General features: G+C 68.6%; 16 protein-coding genes. 9 read left to right on the forward strand and 7 right to left on the reverse strand.

Features of this window, described 5'->3' with window-relative positions:
• Window positions 1-47 precede the first annotated feature (47 nt).
• Window positions 48-1,796, reverse strand: a complete 1,749-nt coding sequence (locus tag VLK31_RS35035; RefSeq protein ID WP_409173102.1) for a lysoplasmalogenase family protein — start codon at window positions 1,794-1,796, stop codon at window positions 48-50.
• A 94-nt stretch (window positions 1,797-1,890) separates the two neighbouring features.
• On the opposite strand from VLK31_RS35035, the gene VLK31_RS35040 reads away from it, so the two are divergent.
• The 6 genes from VLK31_RS35040 to VLK31_RS35065 all read left to right on the forward strand — a co-directional run bounded on the left by VLK31_RS35040 (window position 1,891) and on the right by VLK31_RS35065 (window position 9,289).
• Entirely contained in the window at window positions 1,891-2,760 is an 870-nt protein-coding gene (locus VLK31_RS35040; RefSeq protein WP_409173103.1) for a UDP-2,3-diacylglucosamine diphosphatase, read from the forward strand.
• 109 nt (window positions 2,761-2,869) lie between these two features.
• Window positions 2,870-4,069 (forward strand): acyl-CoA dehydrogenase family protein, encoded by a 1,200-nt coding sequence (locus tag VLK31_RS35045; protein ID WP_409173104.1) that lies wholly within the window; start codon window positions 2,870-2,872, stop codon window positions 4,067-4,069.
• Between the two features lie 10 nt (window positions 4,070-4,079).
• Window positions 4,080-5,219: an acyl-CoA dehydrogenase family protein gene (locus tag VLK31_RS35050; RefSeq protein ID WP_409173105.1), complete on the forward strand. Its 1,140-nt coding sequence runs from the start codon at window positions 4,080-4,082 to the stop codon at window positions 5,217-5,219.
• Window positions 5,220-5,394: 175 nt separating this feature from the next.
• Window positions 5,395-6,507 (forward strand): CaiB/BaiF CoA transferase family protein, encoded by a 1,113-nt coding sequence (locus VLK31_RS35055; protein WP_409173106.1) that lies wholly within the window; start codon window positions 5,395-5,397, stop codon window positions 6,505-6,507.
• Between the two features lie 22 nt (window positions 6,508-6,529).
• Window positions 6,530-8,089: a long-chain-fatty-acid--CoA ligase gene (locus VLK31_RS35060; RefSeq protein ID WP_409173107.1), complete on the forward strand. Its 1,560-nt coding sequence runs from the start codon at window positions 6,530-6,532 to the stop codon at window positions 8,087-8,089.
• A gap of 51 nt (window positions 8,090-8,140) precedes the next feature.
• Window positions 8,141-9,289, forward strand: coding sequence for an acyl-CoA dehydrogenase family protein (locus VLK31_RS35065; RefSeq protein WP_409173108.1), 1,149 nt, complete (start codon window positions 8,141-8,143; stop codon window positions 9,287-9,289).
• 33 nt (window positions 9,290-9,322) lie between these two features.
• Here VLK31_RS35065 and VLK31_RS35070 read toward each other — a convergent pair whose 3' ends face one another.
• From VLK31_RS35070 to VLK31_RS35085, 4 genes are all read right to left on the reverse strand, one after another.
• Window positions 9,323-9,700, reverse strand: a complete 378-nt coding sequence (locus VLK31_RS35070; protein ID WP_409173109.1) for a hypothetical protein — start codon at window positions 9,698-9,700, stop codon at window positions 9,323-9,325.
• A gap of 105 nt (window positions 9,701-9,805) precedes the next feature.
• Window positions 9,806-10,708 carry an AP2 domain-containing protein gene (locus VLK31_RS35075; RefSeq protein WP_409173110.1) on the reverse strand — a complete coding sequence of 301 codons (903 nt, stop codon included), beginning with the start codon at window positions 10,706-10,708 and terminating at the stop codon, window positions 9,806-9,808.
• Between the two features lie 77 nt (window positions 10,709-10,785).
• Window positions 10,786-11,619 (reverse strand): AP2 domain-containing protein, encoded by an 834-nt coding sequence (locus VLK31_RS35080; protein ID WP_409173111.1) that lies wholly within the window; start codon window positions 11,617-11,619, stop codon window positions 10,786-10,788.
• A gap of 235 nt (window positions 11,620-11,854) precedes the next feature.
• Window positions 11,855-14,557: a LuxR C-terminal-related transcriptional regulator gene (locus VLK31_RS35085; protein WP_409173112.1), complete on the reverse strand. Its 2,703-nt coding sequence runs from the start codon at window positions 14,555-14,557 to the stop codon at window positions 11,855-11,857.
• 122 nt (window positions 14,558-14,679) lie between these two features.
• Between VLK31_RS35085 and VLK31_RS35090 the strand changes: the two genes are divergently transcribed.
• The 3 genes from VLK31_RS35090 (at window position 14,680) to VLK31_RS35100 (ending at window position 17,977) form a co-directional block, all read left to right on the forward strand.
• The gene (locus VLK31_RS35090; RefSeq protein WP_409173113.1) at window positions 14,680-15,462 is read left to right on the forward strand and encodes an SDR family NAD(P)-dependent oxidoreductase; all 783 of its coding nucleotides are present in this window, start codon (window positions 14,680-14,682) and stop codon (window positions 15,460-15,462) included.
• A 60-nt stretch (window positions 15,463-15,522) separates the two neighbouring features.
• Window positions 15,523-16,701 carry an acetyl-CoA C-acetyltransferase gene (locus VLK31_RS35095; protein WP_409173114.1) on the forward strand — a complete coding sequence of 393 codons (1,179 nt, stop codon included), beginning with the start codon at window positions 15,523-15,525 and terminating at the stop codon, window positions 16,699-16,701.
• Window positions 16,702-16,816: 115 nt separating this feature from the next.
• Window positions 16,817-17,977: a GGDEF domain-containing protein gene (locus VLK31_RS35100; RefSeq protein ID WP_409173115.1), complete on the forward strand. Its 1,161-nt coding sequence runs from the start codon at window positions 16,817-16,819 to the stop codon at window positions 17,975-17,977.
• 16 nt (window positions 17,978-17,993) lie between these two features.
• Here VLK31_RS35100 and VLK31_RS35105 read toward each other — a convergent pair whose 3' ends face one another.
• Window positions 17,994-18,377, reverse strand: coding sequence for a hypothetical protein (locus tag VLK31_RS35105; RefSeq protein ID WP_409173116.1), 384 nt, complete (start codon window positions 18,375-18,377; stop codon window positions 17,994-17,996).
• A gap of 10 nt (window positions 18,378-18,387) precedes the next feature.
• Window positions 18,388-18,792, reverse strand: a complete 405-nt coding sequence (locus VLK31_RS35110; protein WP_409173117.1) for a hypothetical protein — start codon at window positions 18,790-18,792, stop codon at window positions 18,388-18,390.
• Between the last annotated feature and the right edge of the window lie 37 nt (window positions 18,793-18,829).

The following is an 18,829-nucleotide window of genomic DNA, read 5'->3' on the forward strand; positions in this document are numbered from 1 at the left end:
GACTGTGCATGGCTCCCTCCCCCGCTGGGGGAGGGAGCCATGCACAGTCAGGCCACGGCCCACGCGGCCCGCGCGTGCCGCACGATCAGCATCTGCGCCACGTAGTACGTCCCCAGCACCCACAGCGACGCCAGCGGCAGCGGCGTCACGAACCGGTTGGTCGCCAGCAGCGCATCGCTCAGCATGAAGAAGCACGCGCCCACCGCCACCCACAGCGCGCCCGGGTCCTTGTGCCGCAGCACGGCGGCCCGCCCGATGGCCTGCGCCGCCATGCAGGCGATCACCAGCACATACACGCCGACCGGCACCCGCAAGGCCACGGGCAGCCCGCCCCACCAGACAAACGCATACATCCCCGCGCCGACCAGCAGCGTCGCCACCAGCGCCCCACGCCGCGGAAACAGCCCCACGCCGATGCGCAACAGCGCGATGTACGCCAGGTGCGCCAGCAGAAAGCACACCAGCCCCGGCACGAACAGCCCGCCCGATCCCATCAGCAGCACGTCCCCCGCCAGCGAGGCCACCAGCCCGGTCAGCAACAACCCATCGAAGGCCGTCATGCCGTTCGCTGCCACCCGCCGAGCAACCAGCAAGATCGCAATGCCCAATGCCAGCGGCTTGCAGACGTGATGCAGCCCACCAAGGCCCAGCGCCGCGCTCGCGGTGGCCAGCGCCGCGGCTTCGACCAGCAGCACTTCGGTGACCGACAGCCGCCCCTGCAGCACCCCACCCACCGCCCACAGGCCGGCCGTCAACGCGGCCAGCCACACGGCGGCCTGCGGCAGCGCAACCGCGTCGGAGAACCACAGAAACACCGCCACGCACCCCAGCAGCAGCACGAACTGCACCCCCGCGAACCACTGCACGCCCCGGCTCACCTCGGGCGCATAGCGTGTCACCTTCGCGATGTCGAACGCCGGCTTCGGAAAGCGCGCGGCCACGTCCGCCGGCCGCCACCCCGGCGGCTTGAACCACACGCGCAGCTTGTCGGCCCAGCTGCGCGCGTGCCATGAATCCTTAGCCAGCCCCCAGTACACCTCGGCATTCGCCCACAGCGGGTCCCAGCTCTTCAGCTCGCCGCGCGTGCCGTACACGCAGCGCTCGTCCTCTTCGCGGAAGGTGCCGAACAAGCGGTCCCACACGATCAGGATGCCGCCGTAGTTGCGGTCCAGGTAGCGCTCGTTCACCGCGTGGTGCACCCGGTGGTTCGACGGCGAGCAGAACCAGCGGTCGAACCAACCCAGCTTGCCCACCTGTTCGGTGTGCACCCAGAACTGGTAGAGCAGATCGATGAGCCCCACCACGCCGAACACCAGCAGCGGCACGCCCGCCACCGCCATCGGCAGATAAAAAATCCAGCCGAACAAAGCCCCGCTCGACGTTTGCCGCAACGCGGTCGACAGGTTGTAGTGCTGGCTCTGGTGGTGCACCACATGCGCCGCCCACAGCACGGCTGATTCGTGCCCCATGCGGTGCAGCCAGTAGTAGCAGAGGTCGTAGAACACCAGCGCCAGCAGCCAGCCGTACCAGGTGGTCCAGAAGTCGCGCGCGGCCTCTTGCGGGAACAGCGCCACCGCCGAATACACCGCCGTGTAGATGCCGATGCGCAGCAGCCCCGTGAGCACCGCGCTGATCTGGCTCAGCATGCCCAGCCCGATGCTGTTCACCGCGTCCGCCAGCCGGTAGGTGTCTTGCCCGGTGCCGCGGCGTGCGCGCACGCGGCCCACCGCGCACTCGATCGCAATCAGCAGAAAGAACACAGGCGTTGCAAGAACGATGATCTGGCCAGGGCGCATCGCGGCATTGTGGCGTTGCACCCGGGCGACACGTCACCGGGATGTCACGGGTATGCCATCGCGCGGTCATGGGGCAGTGGGAGCCTACCCGTCCATGCAACGCGACGACGCTTTCCTTCGCGCATGGCGCGACACCGCGACCCGGGCCCCCGAGTCGGACGACGAAGACTGCCTGCGAGAGCCGCTGCGCTTTCGCACGCTCTGGATCTCCGACCTGCACCTGGGCACGCCCGGCTGCCAGGCGCGGGCGCTGCTCGACTTTTTGAAGCACACCGAGTGCGAGACGCTGTTTCTGGTGGGCGACATCATCGACGGCTGGCAGCTCAAGCGGCACTGGTACTGGCCGCAGGCGCACAACGACGTGATCCAGAAGCTGCTGCGCAAGGCGCGCAAGGGCACGCGCGTGATCTTCATTCCGGGCAACCACGACGAGTTCGCCCGCAAGTACCTCAACCACAACTTCGGCGGCATCGACGTGGCCGACGAATGGATTCACGAGACCGCCGACGGCCGCAAGCTCTGGATCATTCACGGTGACTTGTTCGACGGCGTCATTCAATGCGCCAAGTGGCTGGCCTACGTGGGCGACTCGCTCTACGAATTCACGCTCAAGCTCAACCGCCACCTCAACTCGCTGCGCGCGCGCATGGGGCTGCCGTACTGGTCGCTGTCGAAGTACCTCAAGGGCAAAGTCAAGCGCGCCGTGAGCTACGTGGGCGACTTCGAGGCCGCCGTGGCGCGCGAGGCCCGCAACCGCGGCGCGCAGGGCGTGGTGTGCGGCCACATTCACCATGCGGAGATGCGCGACATCGACGGCATCCTTTACTGCAACGACGGCGACTGGGTGGAAAGCCTCACCGCGCTGGCCGAGCATGCGGACGGCACGCTGGAGATCATCGACTGGGCGCAGCACATGCCGGTGACGAGCCAGATGGGGCCGCAGCGCGAAGCCGTCACGGCCTGAGCTGAACGCCTGAGCTGTCCCTCCCGCGACCCTTTCGTCCGATCCGACGATGCCGGCCGGCCCGCCCGGCATCACACTCGCCCGGTGTATTCCTCAGCGAGACAACACCATGGCCTGGGCACTCACCGCGGCGGAGACCGCATTCCGCGACGAGGTTCGCGACTTTCTGGCACGTGAGCTGACGCCCGACTTGCGCGCCGCCGGGCGGCGCTGCTCGGGCATCTTCACCGACCACGAGTTCGGCAACCGCTGGCACCGCATCCTCGCCCAACGCGGCTGGAGCGTGGCCCAATGGCCGGTAGAACACGGCGGCACCGGCTGGACGCCCATGCAGCACTACCTGTTCGCCAGCGAACTGGCCGCGGCCGACGCGCCACCGCGCGCGCCCATGGGCCCGGGCATGGTGGCGCCGGTGATCGTCGCCTTCGGCACCGAGGCGCAAAAGCGCGCCTGGCTGCCCGGCATTCGCTCGGGCGAAGACTATTGGTGCCAGGGCTACTCGGAGCCGCAGGCGGGCTCCGACCTGGCGTCGCTGCAATGCAAGGCGGTGCGCGACGGCGACCACTACGTGTTGAACGGCACCAAGATCTGGACCACCCACGCCCAGTACGCCAACAAGATGTTCTGCCTGGTGCGCACCACCTCCGGCGGCAAGCCGCAGCAGGGCATCAGCTTTCTGTGCTTCGACCTGCCGGCGCCGGGCATCACCATTCGCCCGATCATCAGCATCTCCGGAGACCACGAGCTCAACCAGGTGTTCTTCGATGACGTGCGCGTGCCGGCCGAAGGCCTCATCGGCGAGGAGAACCAGGGCTGGACCATCGCCAAATACCTGTTGCAGCACGAGCGCGGCGGTGCCTGGGCGCCCCAGCTGCGCGCGCGCCTGCGCCGGCTGCAGGCCGACGCCCGCGCGGCCTTTGCGGCGGCGGCTCCGGACGCGCACGAGGCCGACGACATGGCGCTACGCCTGGCCGACGCGGCCTGCGCCATCGACGCCATCGAGGCGACCGAGCTGCAGTCCTTGCGCGCGCAGGCCCGTGGCGAGCCACCCGGCATTCGCCCCTCCATGGGCAAGGTGCTGGGCTCGGAGCTGCGCCAGCGGCTGACCGAACTGGGCCTGGACATTGCCGCCCACTACGCCGCAGCCAACCTGCCGCTGGACGACCGCCTGCAGCAGGGCGCGCAGCCCATTCCTGAAGAAGCCGTGTTCGCCATGTCGGCCTACCTGAACGACCGCGCCGCGTCGATCTACGCGGGCTCCAACGAAGTGCAGCGCAACATCATCGCCAGCAGACTGCTGGCGAACTGAGGTTCAGGCCATGAGCATCCAAACCGAACAGCAAGACACCCTGGCCATGCTGCGCGACAGCCTCGCGCGCTACCTCGACGACCGGCACGGCTTCGAGCAGCGGCTGCATGCGCTGCGCCAGGCCGACGACGCCCCCCCGCCTTTCTGGCAAGGCCTGGCGCGTGAGCTCGACCTGCTGGGCGCGGCGCTGCCCGAGGCGCAAGGCGGCCTGGGCGGCGGCATGCCGGCGCACCTGGCGCTGATGGAAACGCTGGGCGGCGCGCTGGCGGCCGAGCCCTACCTGTCGACCATGGTGATCGGCGCGGGCCTGCTGCAGCGCCACCCCGGCGCGCACGCCGACGCGTTGCTCGCGCGGGTCGTCGCAGGCCAGGCCGTGCTGGCCTTCGCGCACGGTGAGCCGCACAGCCGCCACGACCGCGCCGATGTGCAGACCGCGCTCCTGCGCGACGCGCAGGGCTTTCTGTTGAACGGCCGCAAGGCCGTGGTGCAGGCCGCGCCCTGGGCCAGCCATTTCATCGTGAGTGCGCGCAGCGCCGCCGGCCTCTCGCTGCTGGTGGTGCCCAAAGACACACCCGGCGTGCACCTGCGCGCCTACCCGACGCGCGACGGTGGCCGCGCCGCCGACATCGCTTTCGACAACGTGCGCCTGCCCGCCGACGCGCTGCTCGGCACCGAAGGCGGCGCGCTGCCGCAGATCGAGCAGGCGCACGACGAGGCCACGCTCGCCGTTTGCGCCGAAGCCGTCGGCGTCATGCGCCGCCTGATGCGCGACACGCTCGGCTACGTGCGCCAGCGCAAGCAGTTCGGCGTGCCCATCTCCAGCTTTCAGGTGCTGCAGCACCGCCTGGCCGACATGCACATGGCGCTGGAGCTGGCCGCCGCGCTCACCGCCAGCGTGGGCGAGGGTGTGGACACCGCATCGAGCGACGACCGCGCACGCGCCGTCTCGTCCGCCAAGGTGGCCGTGGCCAAGGCCTGCCGGGCCGTGGGGCAGGGCGCGGTGCAACTGCACGGCGGCATGGGCATGACCGAGGAGCTGGCGGTGGGCCACTACATGCGCCGCGCCACCCTCATCGAAGGCCAGTTCGGCTCGGCCGCATGGCACCTGCGCCGCGTGGCGCGGCTGGCATCGCAAGCGGACAACGCCTGACAGGCATGGCCCTCGCGCTCCGCGAGGCGGGCCGCGTTGTAGACCTTCACTGACCCGGCCGTGCATGGCCGCCGCGCCGCAACTTCGTCGCTTTCGACGATGCACGTTGCGCCGCCCGCGCGCCAAGATGCCTCCACACACAAGGCGCCCCGCGTGGCGCCACAGGAGACAAGACATGGCAGGTCCACTGCAGGGGCTACGGGTCATCGAGATGGCGGGCATCGGCCCCGGGCCGTTCTGCGCGATGCTGTTCGCCGACATGGGCGCGGAGGTGCTGCGCATCGAGCGCCCCGGCACGCGCACCGCGCCGCACGACATCCTGGCGCGCGGGCGCAGCACGCTGCAGGTCGACCTGCGCGCGCCCGGCGCGGCGGCCTCGGTGCTCGACGCCATCGACAAGGCCGACGTGCTGATCGAAGGCTTTCGCCCCGGCGTCATGGAGCGCCTGGGCCTGGGCCCCGCCGAATGCCATGCGCGCAACCCGCGCCTGGTGTACGGCCGCATGACCGGCTGGGGCCAGCACGGGCCGCTGGCGCATGCGGCGGGCCACGACATCAACTACATCGCGCTGAGCGGCGCGCTGCATGCCATCGGCCGCGCGGGCGAGCCGCCGGTGCCGCCGCTCAACTACGTGGGCGACTTTGGCGGCGGCGCCATGCTGCTGGCCTTCGGCATCCTGGCGGCGCTGCACGAGGCCAAGGGCTCGGGCCAGGGCCAGGTGATCGACGCCGCCATGACCGACGGCGCGGCGCTGCTGTCGGCCATGATGTACGGCTTCAAGTCGGCCGGCCAGTGGAGCAACCAGCGCGGCGAGAACATGCTGGACGGCGGCGCGCACTTCTACGACACCTACGCCTGCGCCGACGGCAAATACGTGGCCGTGGGCGCCATCGAGCCGCAGTTCTACGCGCTCATGCGCGAGCGCTGCGGCATTGCCGACGACACCGCCTTCGACGCGCAGATGGACGCCGACCGCTGGCCGCTGCTCAAGCTGCGCATGGCCGATGTGTTTCGCACCCGCACGCGCGACGAATGGTGCGTGCTGCTGGAGGGCAGCGACGCCTGCTTTGCGCCCGTGCTCGACTGGGACGAAGCCCCCGCGCATCCGCACAACGTGGCGCGCGGCACCTTCGCCACCGTGGGCGGGGTGGTGCAGCCCGCGCCCGCGCCGCGCTTCAGCCGCACCGCGCCGGTGGTGCCGCCGGCCGTTGCGCGCGACGACGGTGCCACGGTGCTGTGCCGCTGGGGCGTGGTGGCGGAAGCCATCGCGCCGCTGTGCGCTTCCTGACCCGAACGACAACGGAGACGTCATGTTCCTCACCCAACCCCTGCACAAGGGCCGTCGCGAAAAAGGCAGCGCCGTTGCCGTGGTCTGCGGCAAGCAACGGCTGAGCTACGGCGAGCTTGGCGACCGCGTCGCGCGTCTCGGTGCCGTGCTCAAGCAACTCGGCATGCACGCTGGCGATCGCGTCGGCATGATGAGCCTCAACTCGCACCGCTTCGTCGAATACTTCTTCGGCACCTGGTGGGGCGGCGGCGTCATCAACCCCGTCAACATCCGCTGGAACCCGAAAGAGGTCGCCTACTCGCTGGACGACTGCGACACCCGCATCCTGCTGGTGGACGACCTGTTCGCGCCCATGGCCGCCGAGCTGCGCCGGCTCTCGACCTCGCTGCGCACCGTGGTCTATTGCGGTGACGGCGCAGTGCCCGAAGGCATGCTCGGCTACGAAGCCCTGCTCGCCGATGCACAGCCCATCGACGACGCACCCCACAGCGCCGACGAGCTTGCCGCCGTCATGTACACCGGCGGCACCACCGGCCGGCCCAAGGGCGTGATGCTCACGCACGGCAGCCTGTACATCAACGCGCTGGGCACCGTCGCCGCCCTGCCGCGTGACACGCAACATGCCGCCGCCATCGTCGCCGCGCCCATGTTTCATGTGGCCGGTTGCGGCATCGCGCTGCAGAGCCTGCTGCGCCTGGTGCCCATTCACGTGGTGCCCATGTTCGACGAGCTCGCGGTGCTGCAGACCCTGCAGTCCGCCCGCATCACCGAGATGTTCCTGGTGCCCACCATGGTCAAGCGCGTGATCGAGCATCCGCGCTTTGCCGAGTTCGACCTGTCGGCGCTGCGGCTGCTGTCTTACGGCGCGGCGCCCATCGATGCGGCGCTGCTCGACCAGGCCATGCGTGCCTTTCCGGGCACCGCGTTCGCGCAGGTCTACGGCATGACGGAGCTGTCGCCCGTGGTCACCGCGCTGCCGTCGCACTGCCACCAGCCCGGGCCCGACCGCGAGCGCCTGCTGCGCTCGGCCGGCACGCCCATTGCCATCGCCGAAGTTCGCATCGTCGACGGCGAAGACCACGAGCTGCCCGCCGGCCAGGTCGGCGAGATCGTCGCGCGCGGGCCCATGGTGATGAAGGGCTACTGGAACAAGCCGGCTGAAACCGAGGCCGCGCTGCGCGGCGGCTGGATGCACACCGGCGACGGCGGCTACATGGACGAGCAGGGCTTTGTGTTCGTGGTCGACCGCATGAAGGACATGATCGTCAGCGGCGGAGAAAACGTGTACTCCGCCGAGGTCGAGAACGCCATTGCGCAGATGCCGCAGGTGCTGATGTCCGCCGTGATTGGCGTGCCAGATGAGAAGTGGGGCGAGCGCGTGCACGCGGTGATCGTGCGGCGCGAAGGCATGGCGCTGGAGGCCGATGCCGTCATTGCGCATTGCCGCGAACAGATTGCGAACTACAAGTGCCCGCGCAGCGTGGAGTTTCGCGACGCGCTGCCGCTCTCGGCCGCGGGCAAACTGCAGAAGTTTCAGCTGCGCGAGCCCTTCTGGGCGGGCAAGGAACGCCGCGTGGGCTGAGCAGGCGACCCGACACGACACGCCCGAAAAAATACAACCAAGGAAGACAACATGGCCATCGATTTCCGACGCTCCTGGAGCGACGAAGACCTGGAGCTGTACCGCGACAACGTGGCGCGCTTCATCGAAACCGAAATGCTGCCCGACGACGAGGCCTCGCGCAAACGCGGCCACGTGGGCCACGACATCTGGCGCAAGGCCGGTTCGCTCGGCCTGCTGTGCGCCGACATCCCCGAGGACTACGGCGGCGGTGGTGGCGACTTTCGCCACGAGGCCGTGTTCTACGAAGAGTCGGCGCGGCGCGGGCTGAACGGCATGAGCACGTCGGTGCACAACATCGTGGCGCACTACTTTCTGAACCACGGCACCGACGTGCAAAAGCGCCACTACCTGCCGCGCATGGCGCGCGGCGAGCTGGTGGGCGCCATTGCCATGACCGAGCCCGGCGCGGGCTCCGACCTGCAGGGCGTGCGCACCCGCGCGGAGAAGACCGAAGGCGGCTACCTCCTCAACGGTTCCAAGACCTTCATCACCAACGGCTTTCTGGCCGGCGTGGTGCTGGTGGTGGCCAAGACCGACCCGGGGCAGGGCGCCAAGGGCACGTCGATCCTCATCGTGGAAACCGAGGGCTGCAAGGGCTTTCGCGTGGGCCGCGTGCTCGACAAGATCGGCATGAAGGCGCAGGACACCTCCGAGCTTTTCTTCGACGACGTGCGCGTGCGCGAAGACGCCCTGCTGGGCGGCGCCGAAGGCCAGGGCTTCTTCCAGCTCATGGGCGACCTGCCCTACGAGCGCACCATCATCGGCGTGAGCGCGCTGGCCACCATGGAAGGCGCCTACCAGGCCACGCTGGACTACGTGCGCGACCGCAAGGCCTTCGGCAAGCCGATTGCCGAGTTCCAGAACACCAAGTTCAAGCTGGCCGAAATAGCCACGCAAATCAAGGTGGGCCGCGCCTTCATCGACCGCTGCGTGGAAGACCTGGTGGCCGGCACGCTCGACACCGCCACCGCCTCCATGGCCAAGCTGTGGGCCTCCGAAACGCAGGGCCGCGTGGTCGACGAATGCCTGCAGCTCTTTGGCGGCTACGGCTTCATGAACGAGTACATGGTGGCGCGCATGTACACCGACGGGCGCGTGCAGCGCATCTACGGCGGCACCAACGAGATCATGAAAGAAGTGATCTCGCGCGCGCTGTAACGGCCGCGCGCCTGAACCGGAAAGCGGCCGCGGCTACGACAGCCGCTTGATCTCCGCCCGCGCAATTTCCCGGTGCGGGTAGGAGGGCGACAGGCCGATGAATTGCGTGTACTTCTCGCGCGCGCCTTCGGGGTTGCCCGCGTCTTCCAGCTCCAGCGCCTCGATGGTGAACTGCGTGAAGAGCCGGTTGGCCTCGTGCTCGCGCGGCGAGGCGGCCAGCGTCTTGGGTTGCAGCTCAGGCGCCTCGGCGTAGAGCTGGCGCTGTACCTCGATCACCTCGATCAGCGCCCGGCCGATTCGCTGGATGTTTTCCGGCACCGGGTCCAGGTCTGCCGCTCGAACTTCGGCCGCCGCCTGGTCCAGCAGGTGCGAGGCCACGCGCAGCAATTGATGAAGGGGTTTGTGGGTCATGTCGAAAACCGCCGTCAGGGGCGGGCTGGGAAATTGAATCTTGGCGGCCATGGCCGGCCGGCGTCGCTGCTTCAGCGCAGCCGCATCGGTGCATGGCCATGGGTTTCAGTTGTTGCGCCGGGCCCCTGTGCGTGGCTTGAGGGGCTTGTCGGATTTGGACAGGGCCGGTGCGGTTGCGACGGCAGTGGCTGTCCCCTGGTCGTCCTGCAATTTCTCGGCCAGCTGCTTGTGGCGCTGCGCAATGGCCAGCTGCTTGGCCAGCTCCGGCCCGTGGTCTTTCACCGAAAACGCCTTGCTCACGCTGCCCCGCGCGCTGCTGTACGTGATGGCCAGCCAGTAGCCCGGATGCCGGGCGTTGGGCGTCTTGAAGTGCACGCCGCTCATGCCGCTGGTGTTGTTGCGCCGCGTGATCTCCGATTTGGATCGCTTGGCCGCGCGCAGCCCCGGCGCATGCGCCGACAGCCCCATGCGGATCGCCTCTTCGGCCGGGTGCACGCGGGCCAGCCCCGTCATGCGGTCGAGCTGCTGCGCGCGCTCGCGCACAGCTTGCGCCAACGCGGTGTCACCTGAGCCGCCGGAGCCTTGCACGGGAAAGTCGGCACGCAAGATTTCGTCCTTGCCGATGTAAGTCTTGGCCAGCCAGCCGCGCACCCGGCCGCCGGGCGCCAGCCGGTGGAACACGCCCGGCACGCCCGTGCTGTTGGCGCGGGGTTTTTCGGCGAGCGCACGGCGCGGCAGCGGCGGCATGGTGCGCACGATGTGGTCGCGCCAGTCTTGCGCCTGCAGCAGGGCCTGCTCCGGGCTGCCGTAGCTGGCCTTGCCAAATTGCTTGTACTGGCGCTCGCCATTGCGCACCAGCGACACCTCATAACCCCAGGGGCGGGCGCAAATGCCGTACATGGCGGCGGAATTCGGAACACCTTTGGGCATGTTCGACGTAATGCGGTTGCGCTCGGCCGCATGGCTGCGGCCGACCTCGATCGGCTCCCCGATTCTTTCGAGGCTCATGGGCACCCGTTTCTGCCCGACATTCTGGCCCACGCCGCGTTGCGCTCCAGCCACGGCGTGCCCGTGGCCGGCTGCGCTCAATGCGCGGGCCTTGCCTGCGGAGCGGCCGCCGCAGCGCCGGCGCCCTGCACGTGGCGCTCCGGGTCCTTGCGAAACGCAATCGTCAGTGCGTTGCCCGTGCCGCTGATGTACAGCAGCTTTTGCTCCAGCTGGCGCTCGCGCTCCGCAATGGCCATCTGCTTGGCCTGCTCTGCCCCGTGCTCCTTGATGGAGAAGGCCTTGCTCACGCTGCCCTTGCCGCTGGTGTAAGTAATGGCCAGCCAGTAGCCCGGGTGGCCGACGTTGGGCGACTTGAAATGCACGCCGCTCACGCCGCTGGAGTTGGTGCTGCGCTTGATCTCCGACTTGGAGCGCTTGGGCGAGCGAAGGTCGTCCAGCGGCAGGGCGGGCGTCGTGCGGATCATTTCTTCCGCCGGGTGCAGCCTGGCCAGCCCGGCCATGCGCTCCAGCTGGCGCTGCCGCTCCTCGATGGCCAGCGCCTGTGCGGCATCGCCCACGGTGTTCACCGCAAAGTCGGTGCGCAAGATTTCTTCCTGCCCCAGATAGGTTTTGGCGACCCAGGCGCGCACCTTGCCGTCGGACGCGACCTGCGCGAACACGCCGGACACGCCCGTGGTGTTGTTGACGCGCAGTTTTTCAGCCCGCGTGCGGCGCGGCACCGGCGGCACGCTGCGCACGATGCCGTCGCGCCAGTCCTGTGCCTGCAGCAGGGCTTGCTCCTGGCTGCCGTAGCTGGCGCGGCCGAACTGCTTGAAGTAGCGGTTGCCGTTGCGCACGATGGACACCTCGAACCCCCAGGTACGGGGGTAGATGCCATACATGGCGGCCGGGTTGGGAATTCCTTTGGGCATGGTGGTTTCCGCTCGACGGCGCTCTCTGTTGAGGTGGCTCCCTGCCCGGCTTGCTGTCTCGGTCTCGCCGGGCGCAACGCTCTTCCAGCGCCGTGTGCCAGTGGCTATCGCGGCTGTTGGAAGTCTCTGATCTCTGTAGCGAATGCTAGGGATTGAGAGGGGGGAGGGGTATCACCGGAATCCGTAGTCGTGCGACCTCTTTGAACCCCGCGGCCGCGGGCCTTTGCGCAGGGCGCTATCGAATCACCCCCAACTTCCGCGCAATAGCCACCGCCTGCGTCCTGCTCTTCGCATCCAGCTTCATATTGATATTGCGCAGGTGCGTACGCACCGTGCTGTCCGACACGAACAGCTTCTCCGCCATCGCGCTGTTCGAATACCCCTCGGCCAGCAGCTGCAGCACCCGAATTTCCTTCCGCGTCAGCGGCTCCTTCATGGCGTCGCTGCTCGGCGCCTCCACCTCGCCCGCAGGCGCCGGCCCCGCGGCCTGCAGCAGGCGCTGCAGGTGGTCGGCCAGGATCGGGTCGCCGCCGTCCTGCTGCGCGGCCGCATACCGGTGCAGCAGCGTGCCCACCGCCGGCCCCTCGTCCAGGATGAGCCGCATGAACCCCTCCTGGCTCGCGGTCTGCAGCACCTCGCCCATTTCGTCGATGGCCGCGGCCATGTCGCCGGCGCGTTGCAGCGCCAGCGCGCGCACCACCCGCACCGACAGCGCACGCCGGTTGCGCGTGGAGGCCAGCGCGGCGTGCAGTTCGGCGTCGAGCACGCCCACGGCCGCGCGCGCATCGCCGAAAGCGACGTCCCAGCGCGCGCGGGCCAGCAGCAGGTAGTCCAAGTCGTGCGCGGGCAGGCGCTGGCGGCGCTCGCGCTCCCACAGGGCAGGGTCGTCGGCGCGCTGCAGTTCGTCGCGCGACGCGGGGCCGTTGCCCTGCAGCAGCAACATGCGCGAACGCTCCAGCTTGGCGCTGGCCACCACGCGCGGCAGTTGGCGGTGGTGGCCCAGGTATTCGAGTTCGGTCAGGGCCTGGAAGGCGGCGTCGATGTCGCCCGCGTGGAACGCCAGGCGAGAGCGCATCACGTGGCTCAGGATCATGTGGTCGGGCAGGCCCACGTCGCGCGCCAGCGGCAGGTACACGTTGAGCAGGTGCTCGGCCTGCACGAGCTGGTTGGTCTCGTACACCGCGCCCGCGTACAGCACGCCGGCCCAGGCGTTGCCGTGGCTGTGGTTGTAGGACACGGCATGCGTGGAATCCACCGCCATGCGCAGCCGCGCGGTGGCCTGGCGCAGCCGGCCTTCCTGCAGGTCGAACAGGCCGGCCAGCGACTCGGTGTACATGCGGTTGAAGGTGCTGTTGCCCTGCTCGCGCCGCGCCACCTCGAGCATGCGGCGCGCCTCGCGCGGGTCGCCCTCCACGGCCAGGATGTGGGCCATGGCGTTGAGCAGCACCGCATCGGCAAAGGGCAGCCCGGTGGGCAGGCGCGCCAGGCTCTGGCGGCCGACCTCGCAGGCCTCGTCATGCCGGTCCTGCATGGCCAGCAGCAGCGGCACCAGCGTGTGGGCGCTGGCGCGCACTTCGGCGATGGGACTTTGCAGGCAGCCTGATTTTTCGAGCTGGCGCATGGCGTCCCACGGGCCGTGCGTGAAGCAGGTGGCCCACAGCGCGATGGGCTGCAGGAACGGGTGTTCGCGCAGCTGGTGTTCTGGAATGGCCGAGAACCAGCGCGCCAGCATGCGCATGCGGCCCTGTTCGAGAAACTGCGCCGCATAGCTGTCGAGCAGCGTCAGCGCATAGGGGTGGTCGCCGCCTTCGATGGCATGGTCGATGGCGGGCACGGGCCGACCGTGCGACTCGTACCAGCCCGATGCCGACAGGTGCAGCCGCTCGATGTCGCCAGGCAGTTCGCGCGCGAGTTGCGCGCGCAGGAAGTCGGCGAACAGGCTGTGGTAGCGCCACGCATCGCCGTCGCCGCTTACCGGCGTGACGAACAGGTTGGACGTGGCCAGCCGCTCCAGCATGGCCGCGCAGTCCACGCGCGGGCACAGCGCCTGGCACACAGACGCATCAAGCTGTCGCAGGATGCTGGTGCGCAGCAGAAAGTCTCTGATGTCGGCGGGCTGGTGCGCCAGCACGTCTTCGGCCAGGTAGTCGGCCACGGCGCGGTCGGAGCCCGAGAAGCGTTCGACAAAACCGGTCTCGGTGCCGTGGCGTTCCAGCGCCATCGACGCAAGCCAGATGGCGGCCACCCAGCCTTCGGTCTTGTGGTGCAGCTGCGCGAGCATGGCGGCCGGCAGCGCGTGCGCGGCCTGGGCGCCGCGCTGCTGAAAGAAGGCGCTGGTTTCTTCCAGGCTGAAGCGCAGACGGTCGGTGTCGATCTCCACCAGCTGGCCGCGCGCGCGCAGCCGGCCCAGCCCCAGGTCGGGCAGGCTGCGCGAGCCGATCACGATCTGCCCGCGGCGCGGCAGGTGCTCGACGATCTCGCGCACCAGGCCCAGCACGGCGGGCTCTTGCACCACCTCGAAGTCGTCCAGAAACAGTGTGAAGGGCGAGTCGTGCGCGGCCAGCGCAGCCACTGCGTCGAAGGGCGCGTTGGCGCGCGGCTCGTCCACGCCCAGGCGCTGCACGGCCTCGGCCAGGCAGTTGAGAAAGCGCGACACGTCGTTGTCGGCGCGGTCCAGCGTGAGCCAAGCGGTGGCAGTGCCCTGCGCGTCCATGCGCCCGCGCATCTGCGCCATGGCCGTGGTCTTGCCGAAGCCGGCTGGCGCGCGCACCAGCACCAGCTTGGCGGGCGCCGCGGCAATCTGCTCGCCGATGGCGGTGCGCGGCACCTGCGTGGCGACGAAGGCCGGGGGGTTGAGCTTGGTCTCGAGGATGCGCGGGAGCGAGGAGAGCGTGGAGAGCGCGGAGGGTGCGGAGGGTGGCGGGGGAGGTTGCGGCATCGCGGGCGGGCTGGGTAAGCAGTGGCGCCGGTGCTTGGAAATCCCGTCGTTTCCGACGATGCCGGCAGCGGATTCTGCTGCCTAAACTGGCCCGCGACAAATTCATCCAGAGGCCATTCAAGATGCAACTCGGTTCAACAATTTCCGCCGTCGTCACCGGCGGTGCCTCGGGCCTTGGCGCCGCCACCGCGCGCCGCCTGGCCAGCCACGGCGTGAAGGTTGCGCTGTTCGACCTCAACGCGGAGCAGGGCGAAGCGCTGGCCAAGGAACTGGGCGGCGTGTTCTGCAAGGTCGACGTGACCTCCGACGAGCAGGTCGATGCGGCCTTTGCCAAGGCGCGTGCCGCGCATGGGCAAGAGCGCGTGCTGGTCAATTGCGCGGGCACCGGCAACGCGGTGAAGACCGCGAGCCGCGACAAGGCATCGGGCGAGATCAAGCACTTTCCGCTCGCCAACTTCGACCGCATCATCCAGATCAACCTGGTGGGCACCTTCCGCTGCATCGCCAAGTCGGCGGCCGGCATGCTCACGCTCGACATGCTGGAAGACGGCGAGCGCGGCGCCATCGTCAACACCGCCTCGGTGGCCGCGCAGGACGGGCAGATGCGGCAGGCCGCCTACACCGCGTCCAAGGCCGGCATCGTCGGCATGACGCTGCCGATAGCGCGCGACCTCATGAGCGAGGGCATTCGCGTGAACACCATCCTGCCGGGCATCTTCGACACGCCGCTGCTGCAGGGCGCGCCCGACAACGTGAAGGCCGCGCTGGCCGCGTCGGTGCCTTTCCCCAAGCGGCTGGGCAACCCGGCGGAGTACGCGACGCTGGCGGAGCTGATGATTACCAACGGGTACTTCAACGGCGAGAGCGTGCGGCTGGACGGGGCGATTCGCATGGCGCCGCGCTGACACCCGAACGCCTGAACACCTTCAACACAAACGCATCAATTCAACGCACTGGAGAGCCCCATGCCCGAAGCCTATATCGTCGCCGCCGCGCGCACCGCCGGCGGCCGCCGCAACGGCCGTCTGGCCGGCTGGCACCCCGCGGACCTTGCCGCGCAGGTGCTCAACGCGCTGGTCGAGCGCACCGACTGCGACCCCGCGCTGATCGAAGACGTCATCATGGGCTGCGTCGGCCAGGCCGGCGAGCAGTCATCGAACATTGCGCGCAACGCGGTGCTGGCCTCGCGCCTGCCCGAGTCGGTGCCGGCCACTTCTGTCGACCGCCAGTGCGGCTCGTCGCAGCAGGCACTGCACTTTGCGGCGCAGGCCGTGATGTCGGGCAGCATGGACATCGTGATTGCCGCGGGCGTGGAAAGCATGACGCGCGTGCCCATGGGCCTGCCCACCACGCTGCCGCTGAAGAACGGCCTGGGCTTCTACGTGAGCCCGCTCATGGCGCAGCGCTACCCGGGCATTCAGTTCAGCCAGTTCACCGGCGCGGAAATGATCGCGAAGAACTACGGCATCGAACGCGAGGCGCTGGACCGCTATGCGCTCGAAAGCCACCACCGCGCCATTGCGGCCACGCAGGCCGGCCTGTTCGAGCGCGAGATCGTGCCGGTGGCGGTGCGCCTGGCGGACGGCACCGAGCCGGGCGAGCAGCACACGGCCGACGAAGGCATTCGCTACGACGCCACGCTGGAGAGCATTGCCGCGGTGAAGCTCATCGTCGAAGGCGGGCGCTGCACGGCCGCCACGGCCAGCCAGATCTGCGACGGCGCCAGCGGCCTGCTGGTAGTGAACGAGCGCGGCCTGAAGACGCTGGGCGTGAAGCCGCTCGCGCGCATCCACCACATGAGCGTGATCGGCCACGACCCGGTCATCATGCTGGAGGCCCCCATTCCGGCCACGCAACGCGCACTGAAGAAGGCGGGCATGGCCATCGAGGACATCGACCTGTACGAAGTGAACGAAGCCTTCGCGCCCGTGCCGATCGCGTGGCTGCAGACACTGGGCGCCGACCCGGCGCGCCTGAACGTGAACGGCGGTGCCATCGCGCTGGGCCACCCGCTGGGTGCCTCGGGCACCAAGCTGATGACCACGCTGATCCACGCACTGGGCCAGCGCGGCAAGCGCTACGGCCTGCAGACCATGTGCGAAGGTGGGGGCATGGCCAACGTGACGATCGTCGAACGCCTTTGAGGTTCTGAGGTTCTGAGGCTTGGGGTGCCCACCAGGGAGGTGCGGCCCATCGCGGCGCAGGCATGGAACCTGTGTTCCGAAACACGCGGGGCGGATGCCAACATAATCACTGCCCATGGGATTGTTGCCCTCCATCCTCGACCCCCGCTCCGTCATCATGCTGGCCGGCATCATGGGCCTGATGATGGCGCTCGTCGTGTTCTTCATGCGGCGCAGCTACCCCCGCAGCATTCAAGGCCTGGGCGAGTGGGCGCTGGCACCGCTGGTGGCCTTCGTCAGCACATTGCTGTTTGCGGCGCGCGGCTTCCTGCCGGACTTCGTCTCCGTGGTGGTCGCCAACTTCGTGCTCTACCAGGCCTGCATCCTTTACTACGCAGGCAGCCAGAAGTTCTTGCAAGGGCGCAGCGACACGCGGCTCTGGACGCTGCTCAACGGCGTGCTGGCGCTGGCGATGTTCTGGTTCAGCGCCATCAAGCCCGACTTCGGGGTGCGCCTGTTGCTGGTCACGTTGGCGGTGTCGGCGCTGTTCCTGGTGCATGCGCTGCTGTACATGCGCCAGCCGGTGCTTGTGTTCGGCCAGCGGCTCATGACCGGGCTGCTGCTCACGCAGTCTTTTGTGGCGGCTTTGCGTTTTGTGTCGGCGCTGTCGGGCATGGCCGGCAGCAGCCTGATGGATGCGACATGGATCCAGTCGCTGTACATCAGCATGTACTCGCTGACCGTGCTGCTGCTGTCCATCGCCGTCATCCTGATGGCCACCGACCGCGTGCACACCGAGTTCGAATACCTGGCCACGCACGACCCCCTCACGGGCGCGCTCAACCGGCGCGCCGTGCTCGACGCCTGCCGCACCGCCGTGGCCTCGGGCCACCGGCGCGTGGCGTTGCTGATGGTGGACCTGGACTACTTCAAGGAAGTCAACGACCGCTTCGGCCACCAGATGGGCGACGCCGTTTTGCGCGAGGCCGTGGTGCGCATGCAGGGCGCCATCGGCAACGCGGGGCTGCTGGGGCGCTATGGTGGTGAAGAGTTCATCGTGCTGCTGCCCGACGCCGACACGGCCGAAGCCATGGCCGTCGCGCAGCGGCTCAAGCAGGCCATCGACCAGCCCTTTGCAGCCAATTCACCGATGGCCGCGGTCGGCTCCATCGCGGTGAGCATCGGCGTGGCGGCAGGGGATGGCGGCACGCGCGTGGACGATGTGCTGGCCAAGGCTGATGCGGCGCTGTATCGCGCGAAGGCGATGGGGCGCGACCAGGTGATGGCTGCGGCCTGAGGGCCGCCCTGACACTTCAGCCGAGGTTGTTCCAGTCGCAGCGCAGCCGGCGTTGCATGCCACCGTAGGTCAGCGTGCCCCTTGTTTTCGAGATGCGCAGTGTTGCTGTGCGGCGGGGTGTTTCGAGGCCCGTGGCGGTGATGCGCATGCGCTGGCGCCGGTAGTCGACGAAGCGTCGCTGCAGCGTGAACCGTTCGGAAGTGGGCTGCGCACGGTCCGTGCGCGCGATGACCAACGCTGTCAGCTCGCCACTGGACAGTTGGAACTGCACCTCTGCGGCGTAGGGAGTGCCTTCGCATTGCAGGCTGCCGGTGGCGAAGGCGGTGCTCGTACACGCCAGCCACAGTGCCGCAGCACCAGGGATGCGCCAGGGCCAGCCTTTGGACAGCGTGAAATTCATTCAACGGCTCTTATGGTTTTTCGTGCGTGCGGATGACCGGCTCATCTTGACTCAGGACACTCGCACACAAGGTCATTCCGACGACAAGAAACTCGCGCAAGTCACCGTACAGGCGTCCGCTGGTGAAGTGCGCGCGATGCAGTTCAAGCGCCTTCCACCCGCCGTCGGTGACTTCGAAAAGCCAGCCTGTCTTCATGGAGCACTGCGACCAGAACTCCGCGAGGTCGAGCTCGTCCAACACCCTGAACCCCCAGGTCGTCGGGAAGACCACTTCCGCAACGGCGGCAACACCTTCGACCTGAATGGCCAGGCCACTCGAGGTTTGAGAGATCGACACAATTTCGCTGTGCGGATCAGGCCGGAACGGGCCGGCCAGCGCAATCACTTGGGGCTGTAGATGAATCAGGTCGCGCATGGTGCTCCTTGAATGCTTGCGGCTCGCCATGGGATCG

The sequence above is a fragment of the Variovorax sp. H27-G14 genome, assembly GCF_046156345.1.
In the GTDB taxonomy this organism is placed as follows: domain Bacteria; phylum Pseudomonadota; class Gammaproteobacteria; order Burkholderiales; family Burkholderiaceae_C; genus Variovorax.